General features: G+C 52.5%; 20 protein-coding genes. 8 read left to right on the forward strand and 12 right to left on the reverse strand.

The genetic code is table 11. From position 1 onward, the window contains the following. The first annotated feature begins 5 nt into the window (after positions 1 to 5). Positions 6 to 929, forward strand: coding sequence for a nucleoside hydrolase (locus MUG09_RS03000; protein ID WP_244773420.1), 924 nt, complete (start codon positions 6 to 8; stop codon positions 927 to 929). On the opposite strand, the gene MUG09_RS03005 is transcribed toward MUG09_RS03000, so the two are convergent. The 7 genes from MUG09_RS03005 to MUG09_RS03035 form a co-directional block, all read right to left on the reverse strand. Then, the gene (locus tag MUG09_RS03005; RefSeq protein ID WP_244773422.1) at positions 910 to 2445 is read right to left on the reverse strand and encodes a glycoside hydrolase family 43 protein; all 1536 of its coding nucleotides are present in this window, start codon (positions 2443 to 2445) and stop codon (positions 910 to 912) included. The genes MUG09_RS03000 and MUG09_RS03005 overlap by 20 nt on opposite strands. A gap of 1 nt (position 2446) precedes the next feature. Further along, positions 2447 to 5464 (reverse strand): glycosyl hydrolase, encoded by a 3018-nt coding sequence (locus MUG09_RS03010; protein WP_244773424.1) that lies wholly within the window; start codon positions 5462 to 5464, stop codon positions 2447 to 2449. A 17-nt stretch (positions 5465 to 5481) separates the two neighbouring features. After that, positions 5482 to 7434, reverse strand: coding sequence for a glycoside hydrolase family 127 protein (locus tag MUG09_RS03015; RefSeq protein ID WP_244773426.1), 1953 nt, complete (start codon positions 7432 to 7434; stop codon positions 5482 to 5484). A gap of 11 nt (positions 7435 to 7445) precedes the next feature. After that, positions 7446 to 8270: a carbohydrate ABC transporter permease gene (locus tag MUG09_RS03020; protein WP_244773429.1), complete on the reverse strand. Its 825-nt coding sequence runs from the start codon at positions 8268 to 8270 to the stop codon at positions 7446 to 7448. Next, complete coding sequence (locus MUG09_RS03025) at positions 8267 to 9139, reverse strand: carbohydrate ABC transporter permease (protein ID WP_244773431.1); 873 nt, start codon at positions 9137 to 9139, stop codon at positions 8267 to 8269. The genes MUG09_RS03020 and MUG09_RS03025 overlap by 4 nt, the downstream gene beginning before the upstream one ends. Positions 9140 to 9228: 89 nt before the next feature. Then, positions 9229 to 10509, reverse strand: a complete 1281-nt coding sequence (locus MUG09_RS03030; protein WP_244773433.1) for an ABC transporter substrate-binding protein — start codon at positions 10507 to 10509, stop codon at positions 9229 to 9231. Positions 10510 to 10728: 219 nt separating this feature from the next. Further along, entirely contained in the window at positions 10729 to 11526 is a 798-nt protein-coding gene (locus tag MUG09_RS03035; RefSeq protein ID WP_244773435.1) for a GNAT family N-acetyltransferase, read from the reverse strand. A gap of 163 nt (positions 11527 to 11689) precedes the next feature. Between MUG09_RS03035 and MUG09_RS03040 the strand changes: the two genes are divergently transcribed. From MUG09_RS03040 to MUG09_RS03055, 5 genes are all read left to right on the forward strand, one after another. Further along, positions 11690 to 12826 (forward strand): sodium ion-translocating decarboxylase subunit beta, encoded by a 1137-nt coding sequence (locus tag MUG09_RS03040; RefSeq protein WP_244773437.1) that lies wholly within the window; start codon positions 11690 to 11692, stop codon positions 12824 to 12826. Between the two features lie 10 nt (positions 12827 to 12836). After that, a complete protein-coding gene (locus MUG09_RS16530) occupies positions 12837 to 12962 on the forward strand; it encodes a hypothetical protein (RefSeq protein WP_280529380.1) in 126 nt (41 codons plus the stop codon). 290 nt (positions 12963 to 13252) lie between these two features. Next, positions 13253 to 14692 carry an IS4 family transposase gene (locus MUG09_RS03045; RefSeq protein WP_244773441.1) on the forward strand — a complete coding sequence of 480 codons (1440 nt, stop codon included), beginning with the start codon at positions 13253 to 13255 and terminating at the stop codon, positions 14690 to 14692. A 124-nt stretch (positions 14693 to 14816) separates the two neighbouring features. Further along, complete coding sequence (locus tag MUG09_RS03050) at positions 14817 to 15542, forward strand: ThuA domain-containing protein (RefSeq protein WP_244773442.1); 726 nt, start codon at positions 14817 to 14819, stop codon at positions 15540 to 15542. Position 15543: 1 nt separating this feature from the next. Then, positions 15544 to 16620 carry a Gfo/Idh/MocA family protein gene (locus MUG09_RS03055; protein WP_244773443.1) on the forward strand — a complete coding sequence of 359 codons (1077 nt, stop codon included), beginning with the start codon at positions 15544 to 15546 and terminating at the stop codon, positions 16618 to 16620. Here MUG09_RS03055 and MUG09_RS03060 read toward each other — a convergent pair. Then, entirely contained in the window at positions 16613 to 17116 is a 504-nt protein-coding gene (locus MUG09_RS03060; protein ID WP_244773444.1) for an asparaginase domain-containing protein, read from the reverse strand. The two genes, MUG09_RS03055 and MUG09_RS03060, sit on opposite strands and share 8 nt — an antisense overlap. A 258-nt stretch (positions 17117 to 17374) precedes the next feature. Here MUG09_RS03060 and MUG09_RS03065 point away from each other — a divergent pair, with 258 nt between their 5' ends. Then, positions 17375 to 18463 (forward strand): AI-2E family transporter, encoded by a 1089-nt coding sequence (locus tag MUG09_RS03065; protein WP_244773445.1) that lies wholly within the window; start codon positions 17375 to 17377, stop codon positions 18461 to 18463. Positions 18464 to 18573: 110 nt separating this feature from the next. Beyond that, positions 18574 to 19674: a Fic family protein gene (locus tag MUG09_RS03070; protein WP_244773446.1), complete on the forward strand. Its 1101-nt coding sequence runs from the start codon at positions 18574 to 18576 to the stop codon at positions 19672 to 19674. On the opposite strand, the gene MUG09_RS03075 is transcribed toward MUG09_RS03070, so the two are convergent. The 4 genes from MUG09_RS03075 to gnd are packed head-to-tail and all read right to left on the reverse strand — an operon-like array spanning position 19668 to position 24349. Then, positions 19668 to 20741: a Gfo/Idh/MocA family protein gene (locus MUG09_RS03075; RefSeq protein WP_244773447.1), complete on the reverse strand. Its 1074-nt coding sequence runs from the start codon at positions 20739 to 20741 to the stop codon at positions 19668 to 19670. The two genes, MUG09_RS03070 and MUG09_RS03075, sit on opposite strands and share 7 nt — an antisense overlap. Before the next feature lie 17 nt (positions 20742 to 20758). After that, positions 20759 to 21793, reverse strand: coding sequence for a zinc-dependent alcohol dehydrogenase (locus MUG09_RS03080; protein WP_244773448.1), 1035 nt, complete (start codon positions 21791 to 21793; stop codon positions 20759 to 20761). A 3-nt stretch (positions 21794 to 21796) separates the two neighbouring features. Continuing rightward, positions 21797 to 22888, reverse strand: coding sequence for a sugar kinase (locus MUG09_RS03085; protein ID WP_244773449.1), 1092 nt, complete (start codon positions 22886 to 22888; stop codon positions 21797 to 21799). Positions 22889 to 22903: 15 nt separating this feature from the next. Then, the gene (gene gnd / locus MUG09_RS03090) at positions 22904 to 24349 is read right to left on the reverse strand and encodes a decarboxylating NADP(+)-dependent phosphogluconate dehydrogenase (RefSeq protein ID WP_244773450.1); all 1446 of its coding nucleotides are present in this window, start codon (positions 24347 to 24349) and stop codon (positions 22904 to 22906) included. Positions 24350 to 24352 lie beyond the last annotated feature (3 nt).

The raw sequence follows: 24352 nt of genomic DNA on the forward strand, positions 1-24352 counted from the left end.
TCACCATGCGTTATACCTCATATGCATTCCAGGTTCCCGAAGAGAAAATCGTGCGGGTCATCACCAATACTGATGCAAAAAACGAGGCGGACGACCAGTTTGCCATCGTGCATGCACTGCTCAGTCCCAAGTTTGAGAATGTCGGATTCATTGCCGCCCACTATGGCATCACCCGTCATCAGGACAGCATGCAGCAGAGCTACCGGGAACTTGAGACAATCTTCGAGAAGATGGGCTTTCCTTCGGACGGTCTGCTGTTTCATGGCTGCGAACGGCCGCTTGCGTCCAAGACGGAACTACTCCCCAGTGAAGGCGCTTCCCTGATCATCGAGGAGGCGATGAAGGACGACCCCAGGCCCTTGTATGTGCTCTTCCTTGGTCCCTTGACCGACTTGGCCAGTGCGTACCTGCAGGAACCGCGTATCGCAAACCGGCTTACTGCCATTTGGATCGGTGGGGGCGCCTATCCATCGGGGAGCATCGAGTACAATCTGAGCAACGATATCCATGCGGCGAATGTAGTGTTCAGTTCCACGATTCCGGTATGGCAGGTTCCCAAGAACGTGTACGAGATGATTCCTGTCTCGCTCGCGGAATTGGAGCAGAAGGTGTATCCTCATGGAGAAATCGGGGCGTATCTGCTGGATCAGTTGAACGAGCACGCCCATGAGGAGGGCCCCCGTAAGAGTGCCTTCCGCAGCGGTGAAACCTGGGTGCTTGGGGACTCTCCCGCCGTCGGCTTGGTGCTCTACGAACACCGCTATGAGTTCGATTGGGTGCCGGCTCCTATGATCGGCATGGACATGCAGTATGTCCATACCGGTCTGAATCGACCGATACGGGTATACCGTAGAATCGACCCGCGTCTAATTCTTGAGGATTTCTACTCCAAGCTGGCGCTGTTTGCCTCTACAACCGCTCGTACTTGAGATGGGAAAAGTCTGCATGGATGCCATCACCGGCCAGGTCCTGGCATCCAATGCCAACCATTGCACCGGTGAAGCCATTGCCCTGGATGTACTCGTCACTGAGATGGCGCATATCCAGGGCTTCTGTATGCAGGTCGACAAATGCTATTCCATCGAGACTGTAGGAGAAGATCAGGGAATTGTCTCTGACTGTGGCGCGAAGGTATACAGGCGAGCTTATCTCTAGGTGAATGGGTTCTCCGACCTGCCTGATTGCCGTATTGTCCATCTCAACAACACCCAGGATTGGCTGCTTCTTGTCATCAGTACTCTGGTAGGCATAGAAATAGTTGTCGGCATTGTAGTAGGCAAGCAGTCCCGCCATGTGCCATGGCGACCGGGGTTTGAAGTCAAGCAGTGTTGTCGCCTGGTACTCCAGGGTTTCTTGACTGATCGCCATAAGGTGCTGACGCGCTCTCGAGGAGAGTGAGTTGCCCCCATGGATTCGCAGCCATCCCTCTCGGCTGGTTACGTCCACACCGCAGTTGGCCAACGGTTCTCTCAGCGTTTTCATACGATGGTCGATATGATCGAAATGGAGAACCAAAGGCGCCTCTTGTGCCTTTGGCAGTGAAGGAACTTCCAGCTGAGGACTGTGACTTCCCTCGGGATAGAGAACCGGCCATCCTTCACTATTCCACACGACTTCAGCCAAGGCGGTCTCTCGGCCAAGGATTGAGTAGGCATGGTCCACCGAACGTGAGCACAGGTAGGCAAGGTAGGTTCTTCCATCCTTGGTGTTCACCAGCGAGCCGTGACCGGCACGCTGCAGTTCATCATCACTCCTGCTTTTGATCAGGGGATTGCAGGGGCTTTGCTCGTACGGTCCAATCAGGGAGGATGAGCGCAACACGCTTACCTGATGGCCGAATTCCGTTCCTCCTTCTGCCAAAAGCATATAGTATAAGCCGTTGTGCTTATAGAGGTTGGGTGCTTCCGTACTTCCGGTCGCCGTACCTGCGGTCAGGTAATGAACATCGCCTACAAGGCATTTCTTTCGTAGATCCAATTCCTGCAGGATGACTCCTGCGAAGCGATTCTTGTCAGGTCTCCAATCGAGCAGCATGTTGATGAGATAACACGTTCCATCTTCGAAAAAGAGGGAGGGGTCCCATCCGCTGTTGTTGAGGAATACCGGATCGGTCCATGGCCCCTCCATCGAAGGGGCGCTGATGATGAAATTATGCGGATCCTTGAACCTGCGTCTGTTTGTCTCAACAACCGTACAGACTATATGGAACTGATGGTCATGATAACTCAAATTCGGAGCCCAGATGCCGCATGAGGAGTCGAGTCCACGCAAGTCCAGGTGCTGAATCGGGGAGGCTATCTGCTCCCAATCGGAAAGATTGGTCGAGCGAAACAGGTTGATCGGAGGATACCATTCGAAGGTGGAGGTTGCGATATAGTACGTATCCTCCACCCTGAGAATGGATGGGTCGGGTTTGAAACCTTTGAGTATTGGATTTTTCAGCATGCTAGAACCCGAACCGAACAAAGGTGTAGCTGTCCTTCCAGTAACTCTTATCGACCAGGCTTCTATCGATCGCAACCGCCTCGGTAGGCCGTTCACACCAGCTGAAGACACCTTCAAAACTCTGGGGCCCCACGCTGTAGTTCTCCCCGCTGATATGGTGGTGGGGACCGAGCATATTGCGGTTGCTTGCGTAGAGTGTCATGGTGATGGTATTTTCCCCCTCATGCACATAAGGCGTGATATCCACTTCCCACGGTGCCCAAAGGAAGTTCTTGACCAATGCTCCATTGATCCAGAGCTTTGCCATCTGCAGTCTCGGGTTTCCCAAGGAGAGCATCATCGGCTGATCCTCCCTTTTCTTGATGAGCATTGTTTGGCTGATGGTGAGCTTGCCGGCAAAACACAGGAGGCCCTGCTCGGTAAAACTTTGATGGGTGAGCTTGCTTGGTCGTGTGGTGATTACAAACGGACCATCAGTTTCCAAAGCCTCGCGCTCACCTTTGGTGAACGGGCTCTTGCTGTATACCCCGAAATTCCCCAGGATATACATGCTCTCAAGCTCCATGTCGTAGGTCAGTTTGTTCAGCTCAGTTTCATACATGTTCTTGCCGAACAGCGTGTCGTAGACATGCTGTGACTGAAAGAATGTGCCTTCGATGGAAATGGTATTCTCTCCCTCCACCACAGCGTCTGTTATCAGAAGTTTCTCAAAGGCACGATCCTTATACCAACCGGTCGGCTGGGAAAGTTGGGTGCCATTGACGGTGATGTTGAAGTGCTTGCTGTCCTCCATGACCAGGTAGAGATCAGCTGGTATACTGTCTCGGTCCTGGATGGTGAAGGAGAACTCGAGCTCGATCGAGCACGAGCGTTTGAGGGTCAACAACTCTTTCATAATCCTGATGACAGCCTTCTTCTGTTGCCACTCGCCCTTATCGATTCTGTATCGGCAGGTATCCAAGGTAAGGACATTCTCATCCATGTGCTGGATTTCCCACATCGGGTTGGGAGTGATGAAAACTACATCAGCATCCCGGTTTGAAGCCATTGTTCTTGATTGTACAGGAGGCTCAAGCAGGTAGACACGCCCTTCCATTGCCTCGAAGGATGTTAGAAGATGTTGAACAGAATCAGCAAGCTTGGTGCGGGTGTTTGTCTGTAGGTCGAGCAGGCTTACCTGATATGGGCGACCCAAGTCGATGGTTGCGCCCCCCACACGTTCTGTTTTGCTGTTGTTCACAATATAGAGGCTCACACACTCACCTTGGTCATGCATGCAGCAGGTCAGCCGCTTCTCTTCCTTGTTGTCAACAAGCAGTTTGACTGGATGGGTGAGTCTACTCTTTATTTCGTCCAGGATTGCCTGGTCATCGGGAAGTCTTGTGATGACTTGCTTGAGTTTTGCAAGTACCGCTTTGTTTTCTCTTCCGCTGATCAAGAGAGGCCCTTCTCCCATGCTGTAGAGTCTCCCTCCTGCTTGTGCAAATGAAACCAAAAGATCAGCGGTATGCTCATCGATGCTCAGCAGCGAGGGGAGGACTACCGTTTGGTAGGAGTACAAACCAACCTGCAAAGCATCGTTCTCTACGTTTGCATACTCCTTGAGAATCGTTTCATCGCCCAGGTGGTAGTCGATATGCAGAGCGCTCAAGGTCTTGGTTGCTTCGCTGAATGCAGCATCGTAGTGCTGGATGGTTGGGTTGTTTGTTCCATCGTAGGTGATCCAACCGGTATGCATCGGGTGCAACAGCAAGACTTCGACAATCTTCTTTCCTTCGATGAGCAGCGTGCTCAGCCTGGCCATGTAGTCGTTGAAGTGGTGGTATTCATCCCACCAGCTCTGCTGCGTGAACAACGAAGGTGGGTAGTCCCGCTTGCGAAATCCTTTCAGTGAGTAAGCCTGGAGGTGTTGGCAGATGATGTTCACTCCGTTGACAAACTGCCAGTTGAGAATCCAACGCATTTCCTCAAAGTTCAAATCCCAACCGCTGAGAGCAAAACTTTCGGAAATCACCCGCTTTGTTCCCAGCTGCTCGGCCACCGAGCTGACCTGCTTGGGCATGCGGGGGTCGTGGATCATGCGTCTGAGAGAATCGATGCCGGGCATGTGGAAGAAGGGGTAGAAGGGCATGCTGCCACTGGTTCCTGTCATCTGGCTGTACAGGCCTTCCTCCATCATCATATGGCCGGTGAGCTTGATGTGGTGCTTCTCGCACCACAGGTACAGCTGCTCCATGTAGGAGTGGACGAACAACCTGCTAACCGTTGCCCAGAAGTCTGTCCGAACCGCTTCAAACCCTTCACAGGGAAGGTAGAGGGACGGCAGAACATCAAGCAGTTCATAGCCATGGTCGTTTCTGAACTCATCTTCCATGATGTAGGACCAAGGAATCGGGCCTTCTGAGAGCCTGGGTTCATCGGTGAAGAATCCTTCGGGCATTTGGTCGCCGAACTGCTCGTAGTAAGCTTCATGCGTTGCCTCGATGAAGGCCTTGGTGGTAATAGGGTTGAGGATGTCGATGTAGTAGGGTGACACCGAATGGGTCATGACGATGTAGCCGGTGATGACAGCATCCGAAGGAACCTTATCCAGCGCATATACATGGGTAAAGTCCTGGGTGTGTGCATACAGACCTAGGACATTTTCTGCCTGTTCGAGCTCTTCTTTTGTTTGGGCTTTCTGCATCCTCAGCCCTCTGGCATGGTAGGCATCACCGAGTGCGGTTACCTTGCCTCCTGCAAACCCACTGGGCCAGCCTTCCTCGTCATACGCCCAAGGGTGCAGGCCTTCCTTGCGGCCTTCGTCAAGACCTGCTGCAATGGCTTCAAACCAAGGTTTGCCGAGATAGGTGGTCTTCAGCCCGCTGCGGGCGTGCATGAAGTAGCCGCCGACTTTCGCCTTTGCCATCTCCCGGATCTGGGCCCTGAGCTCCTCGGGATCGAGTACATCATTCCAGGACCAGAATGGGATGCTTCGGTTTTCTGCTGGGGGATTGGAGAGTCTCTGAGAGATTTGCATACGAACGATTCCTTTTCTTATGATAGATAGAGCGGGTGCCAGATTTTCATACCCCCAAGGCCGCGGTTGTCCCAGGCGTAATAGGGTATGAGCGAGAGTGTAGTCGGTTCAGCCTTGAGACCGGAGGCGTCTTGGTAGAGGCCACCCGTTTCCCAGGTTAGTGATTGATAGGCTACGCCGTCTTCGGTTTGGAGGCAGAGCATGGACTCTCCTCCAATAGTTCGCGTTACCGTAGTAAAGTGTGCATTCTGGCGCAGTCCGAGGCTTGCCCAGTTCACCTGGGGATGGTCGACCTGTTCGCTGCAGTATACCAAGGGGCCGCGCATGACGGCAACTTGGTGGGTGCACTCCTCGATCAAGGGGTGGGCCAAGAGGACTCGAGCCTCCATTGCAAACTCGATGGTGATCACATCGCCTTGCTTCCAACCAGAGCGAAGCGGCAGGTACGTGTCAGCCATTTCAGCAGTAATTGCTTGATTCTGTATACGTCCTTGCCTGACCCAGGAGGGGATGCGGACATATAGGGTGAACGGGGTGCCGTCGGTCTCTGCAATGGTAATCGTAATTGGACCGTCGAAGGGGTAGGCTGTGGTTTGTTCAAGTACCACATGGTTGTTGCCCACCTGAAGAGAGGCTCTGCTTTGGCCGTACATGACGGTATAGATTCCATCTTCAGCCTGTGAATATGCATACTCGCTGCTTTGTGAGAGCACGCGCAGCATGTTGGGAGGGCAGCAGAACGAGGAAAGATACTCACTGCGGCTTCTCTCCCACTTTAGATGGAAGGGAAGCTGTTTCTCTTCCCGGGCAAGGGGGTTGGAGTAGAAGTAGCGCAGGCCGTCTCGGCTGACCGAGGCAAGCACCAGATTGTAGAAGGATTGTTCAATACGGTCGGCGTGGGCTGCCCGAGCATTCAGATGAAGGAGTCTCCAATTGAGAAAGATGTTGCCGATGGACGCACATGTCTCGTTGTATCCGGTAAGATTCGGCAGTTGGTACGGCCTTCCGAAGGCTTGGTGGGTCCGTGCCAGATTGGGGTGGTCGCCGGCATAGCCGGAGGGAGAAACTCCGTCATAAAGGGCGCCGCATCCGCTGTTGATGTACATTTTTGTGTACTCTTCGCTCTCCCAGACCTTCATCAAGGTAGTACGATACGTTTCATCCCCTGTCTCTGCGACCAGGTCGGCAAGCCCGCTGTAGAGGTAGGTTGCCCGCACTGCATGGCCGAGCATCTCGGTATGGTCTGCAAGTTTCAGCCTGTCCTGGTTGTCGTCGGTTCCTCCGACCACTTCATCGCGCAGCCTGATCGCAAGCTCTGCCGTATCCAGGTGTGTCTTGTCTCCGGTAAGGCGATACAGGTCGATGAGAGCCATGTAGTGGGAGGGACAGATGGCTGTCTTGGCCGTATGGGTTTTCTCAGCTTCCTCGAAAAGAGCCTTAAGGCAACGTGCTGCTTTGAGCCCCAAATCCAGAAGGGATCGTTCGCCGGTGGTCCTTGCGTGGACACAAGCCGCAGTGATGAGATGGCCGAGGTTGTAGGCCTCAAAATTGAGGCTGTTGCCAAGCTTCTCTTCGTTTGTTCCCTGCTGGAGTCTTATGGTGTATTGGGTGAAGATGTAGCCGTCTTCTCGCTGCACCGAGGCGATGAGCTCGATCGCCTCATCGATTTGGTTCTTTAATTTTTCATTCTTGGTTACTCCATACACATAGGAGGCGGCTTCGAGCCACTTGTAGAAATCGCCGTCACCGAACGGAGGACCCTGATGCGCGCCCTCTTGTCTGCCTGCGGCGATGCGGAAATTGGCGATGCAGTGGCTGATGGCATCGGAATCGAAAAGGTGGAAGATATTCGGCAGGATGGTATCGGAACACAGCTCAAACTGCCTTAGCCAAAATCCGCCGGTCCAATGAGTGCTGTGCAAGGGCGGTCGCTTCAAGGCGGTATAGCTACTCTCTACTTCTGTTTGCATGAAATACGCTCCTAACCTTTCACCGCACCGGTGGTAAGACCGGCGATGATGTGTTTTTGTAATAGTGCATAGACGACCAGGACCGGGAGGATGACCATCATCATGAATGCGAACACCGTGCCCCAGTTTGTATAGTACTGGGAAGCAAAATTGTAGACGCTGATGACGATCGGCCATTTCTTGCTGTCGCTGATCAGGTAGAAGGGGGCCGAAAAATCGTTCCAGACTGCGGTGACGGTAACGATGGTGCATGTTACCAGCGGGGTACGAAGCAGAGGGATGATCAACTGGGCGAAGAGCCTCGGGTAGCTGCAGCCTTCGATCATGGCGGCTTCGTCGATCTCCCGTGGTACCGTCTTCATGAAGCCTGTAAGCAAAAAGACTGAAAACGGCAGGTTTACCGCCCCATAGAAGAGAATGATGCCCAGATAGGTATTGTGAATCCTGCTCTGCATCATCAATTGGATGGTAGGAATGATCGATACCGGAACAATGATGCCCGCGAAAAGAATGAAGTAGAGGGCATTGCCCAGCTTTCCATTCTTGCGCTGGATGACAAATGCCGCCATCGCAGCCGACCCGTTCACGAGAACCGTTGCCAGCGTGGTAACGATCAGGCTGTTGCGCAAGCCCCTCCAGAAGTAAGCTTTGGAGAGGACGGTGATATAGTTCTCGAGCGTCGGTGCTGCAGGAAGCGTCAATTTGAAGAGAGCCGACTCACGGATATCCTTGAAGGAGTTGACCAGCATCATGGCAAACGGAACGAGGATGATGACCGATAGTACAATGCACAGAAGGTACAGCAGTCCATGGTAGGTGCGTTCTCTACGTGTCATAGTTCGACCTCCCGTTTCTTGAGGAAGAGCAGCACCGGTAGTGCTATGACAATGATCAAGAAACTCAGAATGATGTTTGCCGCCGTTCCACTGCCGTACAGTCCTAGGCTGAAGGTACTCATAATGTAGGTGTTTATGACTTCGGTGGCATAGCCCGGCCCGCCGTTGGTGAGCACGAGGATCATGACGAAGACTTTCATGGTGCCGATCAAGGCGAGGACCACGTTGATGGTGATGGATGGGGCAAGCAGGGGGATGGTGACGTTGGTGAGTTTCCATCGACCGTTCGCGCCGTCAATCTCGGCGCTTTCATAGAGTTCATGGGGTATGGCCTGCAGTCCTGCAAGGTAAATGACCATGCTGAAACCGGTGGTCCTCCACACGTCGGTCATGATGGTAGAGAAGAGGGCGATGTTGGGGTCGTTCAGCCAATCCTGGGCTAGGAAACCCATACCGAATGCACGAAGCGATTGGTTGAGAATGCCTTGGGCGGGATTGTAGATGGCGGTGAACAGGTAGCCGATGACCACAGGGGCGATGACATACGGAAGGAATATGATGGTTCTGAACAGGTTTCGGCCTTTCAATTGTGCATTGTTCAACAGGATGGCCAAAAAGAGTCCAAGAAAATTTCTGACAAAGGTGACGCTGAAGGAGTACGTCAGGGTATTGCCCAGCGTTGAGCGGAACTTGACATCAGAGAACAACTCCCTGAAGTTCTCCAAGCCGATGAAGGAGATCACCCTTCGGTTGATGTTCCAGTCGGTGAGGCTATAGTAGAAGCTGGTAAGTGTGGGGATAACAAATAAAAATCCGAATATCAGGATGGTTGGAAGCAGGAACCAGTTGGGATATCGGGAGCGTTGCATGGAGCGCATCATAGAAACCTCGGCTTTTACATGTCTAGGATAGGAAGCACCAGGCCTTGCGGCCTGGTGCAGGATTACAAGGATCGGTTTTAGAAGCCGGGAAGAGCGCGGGCTTTTCCGGTTCTGCGGAAGTTCTCATCCAACAAATCGAGAGCTCCATCGACATCGCTGGTGATCAAGAGGTTCTGCAGGATCTTCGGGAAATCAGTAAAGGAAGATGAGAGCCTGTTCTGTACGTTGATCTTGGCCTTCCCTGCCTGGTCATAGGCAAGTACGTCCATTTCGTACGGCAGCAGCTTCTTCTCGACTCCCTTGTACACGGGGATGCCTGCATTGTACTCAAAGTAGATGTTCTGATTCTCCACCTTGGTCATATAGCGGACGAGGTCCATGGCAAACTCGGTGTTCTTGCCATCACGAGGAACAAGAATCTGGTGTGCCGGGGTGAGCATGGCCACACCCTTGTCAGTGTCGGACGGAAGGGGGAACCAGCCGATTTTCTCTGAAACATAATCCTGGCCGAACTTAGCCATCAACGAGGGGATGAAGTTGCTGATCTGGAAGGCGACAGCCGCCTTGCCGGTTGCAAGCAGTTCCATCTGCTCATCGTAGGTGCCGCTCTGATAGCCGTTCTGGAAGAGACCTGCATCCCTGAGGGCGACATAGCGGGAGAATACATCCTTGAGGGCGGGAATCTGGTTCAGCCTCAGCTCATTTCTCTCCAGCTTCTGCACACCTTCATCACCGATTTTCGGATCGACAAAGGTCGGCCAAGCAATCAGGGAGAAAACCTGAAGGGGCCATTCGGTCTTTGCGGCTTCATAGACAGGGATGTATCCGCTTGCCTTGGCTTTCTTGAGAATGTTCAAGAAATCTGCATAATTCTTAGGAACATCAGCACCGATTGCCTTGAAGACGTCCTTGTTGTAGTAGACGCCGTAGGTGCCGGTACCTCCCCAGGGAGCCCCATAAAGCTTGCCCTGGTAGCGCTGGAAGTCAAGTGAAGCTTCCAGTACGTTGTCAAACAGCTTGTCTCCGGTCATTTCCAACAAGCGGTCGATACCGAACTTGGTGTATTGCTTGGTACCGGGGTCCATTGTGAAGAGATCGGGATAATCCTTGGTTGCGAAGCGGGTCTGCAAAAGACGGCCGTACTCCTCACCTGCAGGAAGAGCCTGGATTTCCACTTTGATCCCGGTCTCAGCTGTGTAGTTGGCGAAAATTCTTTCCAATGGATCCAAAATGGTTGTGTTGGGTACCACGACAGTGAGCGAGGCGGGTTTCTTCGGGCCTGCTTCAGCCGTCGGGGCAGCAAAAGTCAGCGATGCAATCACGACAAGCATCAACGTTGCTACAAATGCCTTTTTCATGTTTCCTCCTTGGTTTAAACTCCTCCGCATGTGGTGATGGAATCTAAACATCATACGTATTATCTCTATATCCAGTAGAGCATGAGTTCTTGGGTTTGTCAAATAAAACTCTTTTGATTGTTTAGTTCATTGCGAAAACAATCTTTTGATTCATAATGTTGTATTTCATTTGTTTACGTTTTTGTATAATATTTGTTTCAAATGGAAAAATAAGAAAGCTTAGAATTTCAGCATACCCCATCGTCCGATGGTCTCAAAGCCGAGGCGGTGATAGATTGCGCCTGCCAAGGGATTGTCATAGAACAGGCAGAGAAAACTCAGGCCGTCGGAAAAGCATTGGGAGCACAGCCTGCTCATTACCTGGGATGCATAGCCGCGGCTGCGGTAGGAAGGGTGGGTTGCCACTCCGATGATCATGGCCCCGCTTTTTGTTTTTGCTGTTATCGTTGCCATGCAGACAAGATTTTCCTCATTGAAGATACCGAATCCCAGGCCTCCATTCTCTAAAAGTTCCCGTGTCTGCTTCAGTTTGTCCTGTTCATGCTCAATATAGGGCCTGGCAAACTCCTCAATCTGCTTGTACAGGTCGATGATGGACCGGGAATCATCGGCAGTCAGTCGAACTACCGCCTTATCCGAGAAAGCCTTGGATGTGAAATGTTCCTTATCGAGTCTGCACAGGTACGTACCCTGCACCTTGGCCTGGGGGAAGTACTGTTGGATTTCCAATAAAATATCTTCTTTTGCACTCAAGCAAAGCATGTTCTGCTGTTTCAGGAATGCTGCAACTTCTGCCAAGTCCCCACCAGGTTTGTTGGTCGTGACCATATAGTTCTCATAGTAGCGCAGGACCAGATAATCCCATGCATCACCGAAGGCGTACATGGTTACGATGTCTCCCTCGAGACCGTAGTTCTCGATATCGCCTTCGATGAAGAGATTCAACTCTTTCTCTTCGGCGATGTAGTCAAGGACTGCCGGGATATCCTTGTTCGTCAACGTATATGGAATATTCATGGAGCTACTATACGATGGTATTCGGTGCAATTCAATTGTCTGTATCCTGTGGTATTTGTTTGACCAAACGACTTGGACATCCTATGATGGACTTTGTTGGGGGAGCTTCATTGCCATCGTGCGAAGTCAACTTCTCCCCCCATTCTTATACTGGAGGTTCTGTATGGACTTCTTGTTGGACGGGCTGCTCGCCACTACTTGGAAGCAACTGGTTATGTTCGGCGTCGGCGGTCTTCTCATCTATCTTGCAATAGCAAAGAAACTCGAACCCTCGTTGTTGCTTCCCATGGGATTCGGGGCGATTCTGGTAAACCTGCCGTTCAGTGGGGCCGTCACCCAGATGATGGTGGGCATCGGGGAAGTTCCGGGCATTCTCGACTGGCTCTTCCATCTTGGCATCGAGGCGGCCGAGGCCATGCCCCTGCTGCTCTTCATCGGCATCGGGGCGATGATCGACTTCGGGCCGCTTCTGGCCAATCCGAAGCTCATCCTCTTTGGGGCCGCAGCCCAATGGGGGATTTTCGCTACGATCAGCCTGGCCACCCTGATGGGCTTCAGCCTCGTCGATGCAGCGTCCATCGGCATTATCGGGGCCGCGGACGGGCCGACATCGATATTGGTCTCCCAGGTGCTGGGAAGCACGTACATCGGGCCCATCGCCATCGCCGCCTACTCGTATATGGCCTTGGTCCCGATCATCCAGCCGTTTGCCATCAGGCTGGTGACAACCAAGAAAGAGCGGATGATCAGAATGCCGTACAATCCCCGTTCGGTATCCAAACGCTCCAAGATTCTCTTTCCGATCATCGTCACCGTGGTTGCCGGCTATGTTGCCCCTGCCTCCGTATCGCTTGTGGGAATGCTGATGTTCGGCAACCTCATTCGTGAATGCACGGTACTGGACACCCTGTCCACTGCGGCCCAGACGGTTCTTGTCAATCTCGTCACCCTGCTTCTGGGTATCACCATCGCTTCGACTATGAAAGCTGATGCTTTTGTGACGGTGCAGACAGTCATGATCATGGCCCTGGGCCTTCTGGCTTTCGTTTTCGATACGATAGCAGGAGTGGTCTTTGCCAAGATCCTGAACCTGTTTGTCAAGCAAAAGGTCAACCCGATGGTAGGGGCCGCCGGTATCTCAGCCTTTCCGATGTCGGCGCGTGTCATTCAGAGAATGGGCCAGCAGGCCGATCCTCAGAACCACCTTTTGATGCATGCAGTCGGGGCGAACGTCGCCGGGCAGATTGCCTCGGTCATCGCCGGTGGAGTGATCCTGGGCTTGGTCCCGGGTCTGTTGTAAGGAGGGAAGCATGAATACGCTGTTTGGTAAGTCCTTGACCCTCATGGCACAGGGGATGACGGGCATTTTCGTTGTGATTCTCATCATCTTCTTTGTGTTGTTGGCTTTGGGAAAGAACAAGACAAAGAAAGAGTAATTTTTCTTAAGAGAGGGAAGCGATATTCCCTCTCTTATAACCTATATCGATAACTGGATATCGATATGTTTATACGCTATAAGAAATTTGTAACAAAAAGTTGTTGACATCCCGTACTTGTATGATAACTCAAAGTTCGCATACTGCTAGGCCCTAGAATTTTGGATGAAAAGCAAAGGAAAAATTTGGAGATTAATTAATAATTACATATAATATATAGACATAAGCTCGAATATCTCGTATAATGGATGTACTATAAACCTATACAAGACAAGGAGCTTATGCCTAACATGTTGAGGGATTTTACCAACAATACCGATGCCATTACAAGTCAAGTCAGTGTTTTTTCCCAGAGATTTAAAGTCGGAGCCATCCTTCGCCATTGTGGTGCACACAAACAAAAGGGCATAGAAGTCCGGAAGGTCTTCTCCTACCTGTGTACCCTGCTGTTCTGTGGAATATCCATGAACAGGGATCAAAAAACCCGCAAGTACGGGAACATGGTGAAAAAGGATACAAGCCATCGGTTCCTCCAATCCATGAAGATGGACTGGAACCGGTTCCTTTCCCTGCTGGCCAAAGAGATCATCGACAAGGATTTCCGCCCGATATGCCGCAACGATTGCAAGGGAGTGCAAAAGCCTTTTTTCCTGGTGGCCGATGACAGCAGCTACTGTCGCAACAGGTCCAAGAAGGTGGAGCTGAGCGCCAAGAACTGGGACCATGCCCTCAAACGCTACTACAAGGGATTCAGGATGCTTACCCTTGCCTGGACCGATGGCGTATCGGTCCTTCCCGTATCTTTTTGCAATATGAGCACATGCGACGATACGAAGGTGCTCAGGGGATCCAAAGGGCTTACCGCCAAAGAAAAGGAAACCTTTGGCTTCAAGATACGCAAGCTGGCAAAACAGAAGATGAACGACACGCTGCTGGACCTTCTGGATGTCGCTGCAGCGGCGAATCTCCAGGCCCGGTACCTGCTGTGCGACAAGTGGTTCGCCAACCCCGTCACCATCTTCGCCATCAGAGACAAGGGATACGAGGTGATCTGCATGCTGAAAAACTCCTCCACCTATTATCTCTACAAGGGAGAAAGGAGAAAGCTCAGCCAGATTTTCCGCATGTGCGCCAAGGAGGAGAGGCTCCAGCGCAAACTGGACCGAAAGGCCGGAAATGACGACTCGAAAGGCAGGAAATTCCTGTTCTCCGCTGCCATCTCACTGATCAACAAGGATGAGAAACCCAACCAAGAATCGAAAATCGTGTTCGTCAGGAACAGGAACAAGAAGAGTGAATACCTGGCGATTCTCTGCACAGACAACAGCCTGTCAGAGGACCAGATAGTTGAATATTACTGCAGCCGATGGGGGATAGAAACAATGTTCCATACCTGCAAGTCATTCCTGCGCCTGCAAAAGAGCACCCAATCGCTGGATTATTCAGAAATCCATGCCAGCACCGCCATAGTCATGTTCCAATATGCGATGCTCTCCTGGCTGAACCGCCAGAACTCTGATGAAATAGGTTTCGGTGAACTGTTCTACCAACTCCTGGAAGAGGTCCAAGATACTGCTCTCTTTCATGCCATTGAACTGGTGTTGACATTGTTCGTCGAGACCCTCGCTTCTGAATATGCCATGCCACCGGGAAAGCTCAATGAAGCGATGAACAAATTCCTCAAGCAACTGCCTGAGAGGCTGAAAACCTGTCTGGATCTAGCTGCTTAGGCATGTGCGAACTTTGAGTCAATAACACATATGAAAAGCCTATGAAGGATATTCAAATCCGATGTGAACAGCCTCATACTGAGGTCCTGCTTTGTTATAGGGCAGCATCTTTCAAGGAGCAGTTATGACGGATAAAAAAGCTCTCTTGTTGGTTGGTGGCTGGGATGGCCATCAACCTGAATTGGTTGCAAAGCGTTTTTCCACGTTTCTGGAAGAAGCGGGTTTTGAAGTACAGCTCGAACGTTCACTCGATATCCTTCAGGAACGGGAGTATCTGTTCAGTCTCGACCTGTTCGTTCCCATCTGGACGATGGGGGAACTGCATTCCAAGCTGACTAACCATCTAGCCGATGCAATCGGCAGCGGTGTGGGGGTGGCAGGTTGTCATGGGGGCATGTGTGATGCATTCCGCACCAACGTGCTGTGGCAGTTCATCATGGGAGGCAACTGGGTCGCACACCCGGGCTCCGATGGTGTTCCCTATCAGGTACATATCAAGCAGAGCTCAAGCGAACTGACGCGGGACGTCAAGGATTTTTCCGTATCGAGCGAGCAGTACTACCTGCATGTCGATCCAGTGGTGGAAGTCCTTGCCACGACCACCTTTCCAACCGTCGATTGGTATCACAGCACCAACGGAAGGGTTGAAATGCCGGTGGTATGGACAAAGAAGTGGGGACACGGGCGAGTGTTCTACAACTCGCTGGGACACCACGATGACATATTCGATATTCCCGAGGCTTGGACGTTGATGAAACGGGGTCTCTTATGGGCGGCAGAAGGGAGGCAGATTGCTCAAGAGCAAGGTCTGACCATCGAGCGATTCGCCAGTGAAAGGAAGATGTTCTGATATGAAAAAACTGAGAGTTGGAATTATAGGGCTGGGAAAAATCAGCGGAATCTATCTTGAGAACCTGACCAAGATGTTCTCCAATACGGTGGAACTGGTCGGGGTTGTCGACCTGGTGGCAGAGCGATCGGCTGCAGTTGCAGAGCAGTACAAGGTCAAGCGGTATGCCGATGCAGAAGAAATTCTTGGCGATCCATCCATCGATCTGGTACTCAATCTCACCACGCCGCAAAGCCATTACAACCTGTGCAAACGGGCCTTGGAAGCAGGCAAGCACGTCTATGTGGAGAAACCGCTCTCCCTCACTGTAGAGCAGGCGGGTGAGCTTGTAGACTTGGCTGGTGAAAAGCAGTTACTGCTCGGCGGAGCTCCAGACACCTTCTTGGGAGCAGGAATCCAAACCTGCCGAAAACTCATCGATGATGGATGGATCGGAAGACCCATTGCCGCCTCTGCCTTCATGATGAACCACGGACATGAGAGCTGGCATCCAGATCCCGAATTCTACTACAAGAGGGGCGGCGGCCCGTTGTTCGATATGGGACCGTATTATATAACCGCCATGGTGAATCTGCTTGGGCCTGTCGACTCGGTTACCGGTTATGCTCAAAAAAGCTTTGAGAGGCGGACCATCACCAGCGAACCCAAGCATGGGGATGTCATCGATGTCGAGGTTGCAACCCATATTGCAGGAGTGCTTCACTTCGAGGGGGGTGCTGTTGCAACGCTGGTGACCAGCTTCGATGTTTGGCATCACAGCATGCCCCGGTTGGATATCTATGGGACTGAAGGCTCGTTGCAGGTCCCCGATCCCAATACCTTCGGTGGCCCCATCCTCTTTTGCAGGAAGGGAACAAAGGAGTGGAAGGAGCTTCCTTTGCTCTTCGACTATGAGCAAAACTCCCGGGGGTTGGGGGTTGCCGACATCGCCCTCTCTCTTGCCGAGGCAAAGAAAAACCGGGCCAGCGGAGAACTAGCCCGGCATGTTGTTGAGGTGATGAGCAGTCTGCTCTCTTCTGCGGATACAAAACAACAGGTGGCGATCAAGCACTCCTGTCAAAGACCTCAGCCTAGATAAGGGTCTCGAAGATTCCCTTCTCCTTGTTCTTGCGGCAGTTGTCCCAGCTGAAGATTCTCCCGCTCATGGTCAGGTAGACCCCGGGCGGGAGCAGCTGGACAGACGCAATGGCTGTTCCCAGGTTGAAAATGGCATCCGATCCTTCCAGGGAGTAAGGAATCATGGCTCCGGTGAGTACCACCGTCTTGGTGTTCTCCTTGCCAAGTGTCTCGGCAATTACCTTTGCAGTGTTGCACATGGTATCGGTACCGTGGACGACGATGATTTTATCCTCGGCACTATGCAGGCAGGTTTTTGCCACTTCATGACGCTGCTCCTCGGTCATGTAGAGGCTGTCCACCGCAAGAGGACCCTCCAGATGGACGGTCAGGGTGCAACGTGACTGGCCCAGAATCCTCGGCAGCTGGGACTCACGGAACGTAAGCTCCCCGCTTATCGCATCGTACTGCTTGTCGAAGGTTCCCCCGGTTGTGATGATTCTCAAATCTTGTGCCATGATGTGATCCTCTTATGTAAGAATCCTGCATAATATTACTCAGTGTGTACGATGTACAGTATATCACGCAAAATTCCTTCATGCGTGAAAATTGTCTGAGGAATGCAAGGGTGAAGACGTTTTCTGGATGTTTGCCAGGGAGCAACGCTGCAGTCTGCGGGGTGGAAAACAACCCCAATATTGCTTTCAATTCTCTTTGCTTAAGGATTTGCAAAGTCTGAATCGGTATGTAATACTCGAGTCTTGAGGGAGTGGTGTATGGACAAGCATACCTATCGGAAGATTCTGCAGTTACTGATAATCGGGGCGGTGTTTGCCTTGCTGGTTGTGTACTTCCCTGTGGCACTGCAAGTCGTATCAAAGCTCATGCAGTTGCTGACACCGTTGCTTCTTGGTGTAGTAATCGCCTACCTTGTTGATATTCCCGCAAGGAAACTGGAGACAAGGTTTCTGAAGCGGATCAAGAAACCAATGGTAGGCCGGGTTTTGGCAACCCTCATTTCCCTCTTCCTTTTTCTGCTGATCATCACCGGGGTATTGGTACTCCTGCTTCCCCAACTCGGGGTTGCAATCAAGCAGTTCGGGACCAACCTGCCGGTTCTCTATCAAGAGAGCGTACAGTCGCTAGAGCAGTTGATGAGCCGCAGGCCTGAGCTTGCACAAGGCTTCGCCTTTCTCGAAACATATGCTACTGCCGCCATCGAGCAGGTCAAAGCCTCATCACCCAAGATTGCAGACTATACCATCTCCTTGCTCGGAGGGGCTGTAAGCGGTGTTGCAACAAGCCTCATCGCCCTGATCTTCAGTTTATATCTGCTCTTCGGCAAGCATCGGCTGGTGGGCCAGCTCTCCTATCTGTCCGACCGCTTCATCCCCGAGCAGTACAACCGCAAGCTCATGGCAGTCCTGTCTGTCGCTAACACGACTTTCTCCAAGTTCTTCACCGGCCAGTTTTTGGAAGCGGTGATTCTCGGAACGTTGTGTACCCTGGGCATGCTGCTTTTCCGATTCCCGTATGCCCTTACCGTCGGCTCTGTGGTAGGCATGACCGCCCTCATTCCCTTGGTGGGAGCATACCTTGGCGGGGCCATCGGCTTTGTGCTCATTTTCGGTCAAAGCCTGCGCCTTGCGCTCTTCTTTTTACTGTTCCTGGTCATTCTCCAACAGCTGGAAGGCAACATCATCTATCCCCGCGTGGTCGGCGGCTCGGTAGGCTTGCCCGGCGTCTGGGTCTTTGCCTCGGTGCTGCTCGGTGCAGGCCTGTTTGGAATTCCCGGAGTCCTCTTTGGAGTTCCCTTGGCGGCAACAGTGTATCAGTTGCTGAAGCAGCAAAAGGAAGCCTCCTAAGGTAGGGTTTTCCCCCTTGCGTAGAATAAAGTGCTTAATCTACGCATAAAATGCGGTAATTATGCGTATAATAGATTGCTTATTCTACGCATGTGCTCTAGTATGCTGGTATGAGCACCTATATTTGGCAACGACCAGACTGGCCGCACATTTTCTATGATGCACATTCTTTGCTCTCCTCCATCAATGAAATTGCTCATGCACAGGGGAGGCTGGAAACTTTGCTCACCCAATTAGGTATTTCGAATCTTAAGGATTTTGAGGCGCGGACCTTCACCGATGAAATCTATCATTCACATGAAATAGAAGGGGAAATCCTTGAGCAGCAGAAAATCTACTCGTCAATCTGCAGAAGGCTCCAAGTTCCCAATGCATCGATGCAGCTTTCGGGACCTCATATTGAAGGTGTTGTCAAAACGTTGTTGGAAGCTTTGGAATGTGCACAGTCGCCGCTTTCGCACCAGAGACTGTGGTCTTGGCACAGAACCTTGTTCCCACACAATCTGAGTGGACCCTTTCCCATTCATGCAGGAGCGTACAGAACAGATGCCATTGCAGTGATTTCTGGATCCTCCAAGAATCAGGAAGTTCTGTTTGAAGCACCCTCCGCAGATCTTGTACCTCAAGAAATGGAGGCTTTCATCGCATGGATCAATGAGATTAGCGACATCCCCGATTCAATTCACAGTGCGATAGCTCATCTTTGGTTTCTGACCATCCATCCATTTGAGGACGGAAATGGAAGGATGGCAAGAATCATCGGAGATTATACGTTCAATAGGCACCATACGAACAACCAAGTCTTATTCAGCCTTGCTACCCAGCTCAAGAAGCATCAGGGCGAGTATTATGAACAGCTTCGCCAAGCACAAACGGGTAGTCTTGATTGCACCAACTGGATACGCTGGTATCTTGGACAGATTCGTGAAGCCCAAGAACGAGCAATCCAGAGTTGTGAAAAGACGCTGTATGTAAGACACTTGTTTGAGCGACTGACTTTCAATGAACGCCAACGTTCCATGATCGTGCGGTTGACTACGGATTTTTATGGATCCTTGACAACCCAGAAATGGGCGAAACTCATGCATTGCAGCCATGATACTGCAATGCGTGACATCAAGGATCTGATGAATAAAGGGGTGCTCAAGCAATCCGAACACGGAGGAAGAAGCACCAGTTATGTTCTGGTGCTCCCAGAGTCCCTTCAATAGCGGATCGGTCTTCCTTCTTTCTGGCTGCGGTACATGCCCTCGATGAGCTTTACCGTCTCTCTTCCTTCCTCTCCGCTGCTGATTAATTTCTCTTTGCCCAGGATTGCTTGGGCAAAGTGTTCCTGCTGTTTGGTGAAGAAGTATGCTACTGCATCGATCGAACCGAAGAAGGCGGTATCCTCCTCCTTCCACCGGCTCAGGTTCTGTTGCTCGCCTTCGATGGTCCACAGGTCGTTGACCGGAGGCTCAAGGATGCCGCTGCGTCCTGCGATGAACATAGCCCCTCCATCGGTCTGCACCCCGACCGAGTAGGCCGAGGAGCCGTGGACATGCACTTTTGCATGGATGCCGGGCTTTTGCGAGTTGGAAACAAGAATGGAAGCCATGGCGCCGCTTTCAAAGCGCACAACCGCAACGGCGCTGTCCTCCACCTCGATGTATGGGTGATTGATGTTCTCCCACTGGGCGTACACTTCCTTGACCGGGCCGAGAAACCAGTGCAGCAGGTCCAGCTGATGAGGTGCCTGATTTATCAGGACACCGCCGCCCTCAAGGCTCCAGCTGCCACGCCACGGGTCGCTCTTGTAGTACTCCTCGTCGCGCCAGCCAAGCATGGTGACCTGTCCGAGCATCGGCTTTCCCAACTTGCCATCGATGATGGCATCGTGAATGCGCCGACTTGCAGGATACCACCGCCTCTGACTGATCACCGAAAGCAGTTTTTTCTCTGCCTTTGCAGTCTCGATCATGGCATCGCAGTCGCTGACGGTAAGTGCCATCGGCTTTTCCACCAATACATGGGCGCCGGCTTTCAGTGCCGCTATCGAGTGTTCCTTGTGCAGGGGATGCGGGGTGGTGATGATTACTGCATCAACCTTTGCTTCGGACACCATGATGTTTATATCGGTGTACGGCAGAATCCCGAACTCCTGGGCGAAGGCTTGTGCCTTCTCCTCAGACCGACCCCAGACAGCCACCAAAAGACTGTCCTTGGCATTCTTAAGGGCCTTGGCATGGACCTTGGCCACTTTCCCGTACCCGATCAGGGCATATCGTATCGTACTCACTACAAGCCTCTTTCTTCTCAGGGAACCAGGACAACCTTCAGCAGGTTATCCTCTCGGTTGTACAGTTTGTCGAACCAGATCTTGCCTTCCTTCAGGGGGGCAACCTTGCTGATCAAGTCGGTGACGTCAAGCTTCTTGTCCGCCATCATCTTCAGTACGGTCGGATACTCGCCGTTGATGGCACACGAGCCCTGCAGCCTGACCTGCCGGGTTACCACACTCTGCAACGGCAGCTCGATCGTCGGGGTGATGTTTCCCACCAGGACCACCGTCCCCCCTTTTCGTACCAGCGTTATGGCTGTGTTGATCGGGCTGCTCGCTCCAACCGCCTCGTAGACAAGGGGAAGCATTTCGCCGTTTGTGATGGTTCCAACCTTTGCAAGCAATTGGGGATCGCCGGGATCGAGGGCGACATCGGCGCCAATCTCGAGTGCTTTCTTTCTTCGTTGTTCATCCATCTCGATGGCGATGATGGTGCCGCTGGTCATGGTTCTGAGCAGCTTGATGACAAGCAGGCCGATCAAGCCGGCCCCTACAACCGCCACATCCTCTCCAAGCTTCGGCTCTGCCAAGCTGATGGCATGAGCCGCCACTCCTGCAGGCTCTGCCATGGCGGCCTCCTCGAAGGAGAGGCCGTCGGGAAGGTGGAAGAGCACGCGCTCTTCAATGAGGGCGTACTCGGCAAAAATTCCATCCTGATGATAATCACTGCAGCTCACTCCGAGTACCCTGCGGTTATTGCACAAGTTGAACAAGCCCTGCTTGCAGAATGAGCAAGTCCCGCAGTAGATGGTCGAGTCGAAGGTCACCCGGTCGCCGACCTTGAAATTGGTTACCAGTGAGCCCGTTTGCTCGATAATTCCGCTACCCTCATGGCCCATGATGACCGGCGGCCTGCGCCTGCCCGTAGACCCATCATAGCCATGCACATCGCTGCCGCAGATCGAGGCGGCCTTGATGCGCACCAAAACCTGCGTGGGGGAGAGCAGTTCGGGTTTTGCTACCTCCTGCATCTCCAGATTCTTATATGCCGTCAATACGAGTGCCTGCATGTTTTACCTCTGTATACGGGCACTGCCGCCTTGGGCCAGTGCTTCGACCTGAGAGAGCGTCGCCATGGTGGTATCCCCTGGGTAACTGGTCAAGAGGGCCCCATGAGCCCAGCCGAGTCTGAGCGCCTCTTGTGGATTCCTGCCTTCCAAAAGGCCGTAGATCAGGCCGCTGGCAAAACCGTCGCCGCCTCCGACGCGGTCATACACGTCGAGTTCGCAGGTAGGTGCCTGATAGCCTTTTCCATCAAGATAGAGCACTGCGCTCCAACGGTGTCGATTGGTCGACTGGACCTCCCGCATCGTCGTGGCGACAGCCTTGATGGAAGGAAAGCGCTTTTGCACCGACTCCATCATACTGTAGAAGGAGGAAGGGTCGAGCTTGTCGGTCTTCACCACCTCAGGACCTTTCAATCCAAGTCCAAGTTGCAGATCCTCTTCGTTTCCGATCAAGACATCAACGTGCTCGACGATGGAGGAGAGGACCTTTTGTGCATGCTCCTGAGGTTTGTCGGAGAGCGATTTCCAGAGCTTTTCACGGTAGTTGAGGTCGAAGGAGACCACCGCCCCCTGCTGTTTTGCTTTGTTCATCGCCTTGATGATCAAGGCAGGAGTGGAAGGGGAGAGCGCGGAGAAAATACCTCCGCTGTGAAACCAGCGGACGCCGCCTGCAAGCAGGGCGTCCCAGTCGAAGCTTTTTTCGTCCAACAGGGCTGCTGCTTCATTGCTCCGGTTGTAGAACACGACCGGGGCCCTCAGACCTTGTCCTCGGTTGCTGTAGACGTGAGCCATATTCGGACCACGTACTCCATCGTGGGCAAAGCGTTTGTAGAAGGAAGCAACCCCCATTCGACGTACCTCTGCTTCAATCTTCAATCCGATGGGGTAATCGACCATGGCACTGGCAATGGCCGTACGCTGACCGAACGCCCTGCTGAGGTTCGCAGCTACATTGAACTCCCCGCCGGAGACATGAAGGTCAAGCTGGGAAGCATATTCGAACGGAATGACTCCCGGGTCAAAGCGGACCACCAGAGCTCCGAGAGAGAGCAAATCCAGATGGGCATGCTCCTTGGGCATGAGTGCAAGCTGAGCCATAACAACCTCCTCAGGTCAAATGCTATACGTAGTGGAAGCGGTGTTGCCTCCACGGCCGGTCCAATTGGTATGGAAGAACTGTCCACGAGGACTGTCGACCCGTTCATAGGTGTGAGCCCCAAAGTAGTCTCTCTGAGCCTGCAGCAGGTTGGCCGGCAGGTTCTCGGTCCGATAGCTGTCGAACCAAGAGAGTGCTGCGCCAAGCGACGGGGTGGGAACGCCGTTGAGAGCGGCAGCTGCAACCACTTCGCGCAGTTGCTGCTGGGTTTCGGTCAGGATTCTGGAGAAGTAGGGGTCCAGGATGAGGTTCTTCAGTGAAGGATCCTTGCTGAAGGCCTGACTGATCTTATCCAGGAAGGCCGAGCGGATGATGCATCCACCCCTCCACAGAAGCGCGATGCCTCCCAGGTTCAGATTCCATTTGTTCTCCTCTCCTGCCGTTTTGATCAGGGAGAAACCTTGGGCGTAACTGATGATCTTCGCCGCATACAATGCAGAGCGCAGTGCCTCGATGAAATCCTTCCTATCTGCAACAGGAGCTGATGGATTGAAGTCGAATACCTTGCTTGCCGCAACGCGCTCTTCCTTCTGGCTTGAGACGCTGCGGGCAAAAACCGATTCAACGATCAAGGTAAGAGGAACACCGGCGTGCAAGGCGCTGATGCCGGTCCATTTACCGGTACCCTTCTGTCCGGCGGTATCGAGGATCTTATCCAGAAGAGCCGAACCGTCCTCCTCGCGGTACCCCAGGATGTCACGCGTGATTTCTATAAGGTAGGAGTCGAGCTCACCCTTGTTCCACTCCGAGAAGACAGCCTGCATTTCGTCGTTGGAGAGCTTGAGAAGCCTTCTCATCAGGTCATAGACCTCTCCGATAAGCTGCATGTCACCGTATTCGATGCCGTTGTGCACCATTTTTACAAAGTGACCCGCTCCGCCGCTTCCAATCCAATCGCAGCAGGGAATTCCATCAACGTGGGCGGAAATGCTCTGCAGGATCGGTTTTACCTGCTCCCAGGCTTCAACTGAACCTCCTGGCATGATGGACGGACCCTTCAAGGCTCCTTCTTCTCCACCGGACACACCGGTTCCGATATACCAAAGGCCTTGGTTTTCCACATAGGCCATCCGTCTCTGGCTGTCCTCGTAGTTGGAGTTCCCTCCATCGATGATGATGTCACCCTTGTCCAGCAGTGGCAGCAACGTCTCGATGGTGTCGTCCACCGCCTGGCCTGCCTTGACCATCATCATCACCTTGCGCGGTGTCTGAAGTGCCTCGACGAGCTGGCGGAGGCTATGGGTGCCGATGATTTGCTTTCCATTCGCCCTGCCGGCGATGAAGGAATCTACTTTGTCGATGCTTCGGTTGTATACTGCAACACTGAATCCCTTGCTCTCGAGGTTGAGTACAAGGTTCTCCCCCATTACTGCGAGGCCGATCAGTCCGATGGTTGCTTTCATGAT

It is taken from the genome of Sphaerochaeta associata (genome assembly GCF_022869165.1).
In the GTDB taxonomy this organism is placed as follows: domain Bacteria; phylum Spirochaetota; class Spirochaetia; order Sphaerochaetales; family Sphaerochaetaceae; genus Sphaerochaeta; species Sphaerochaeta associata.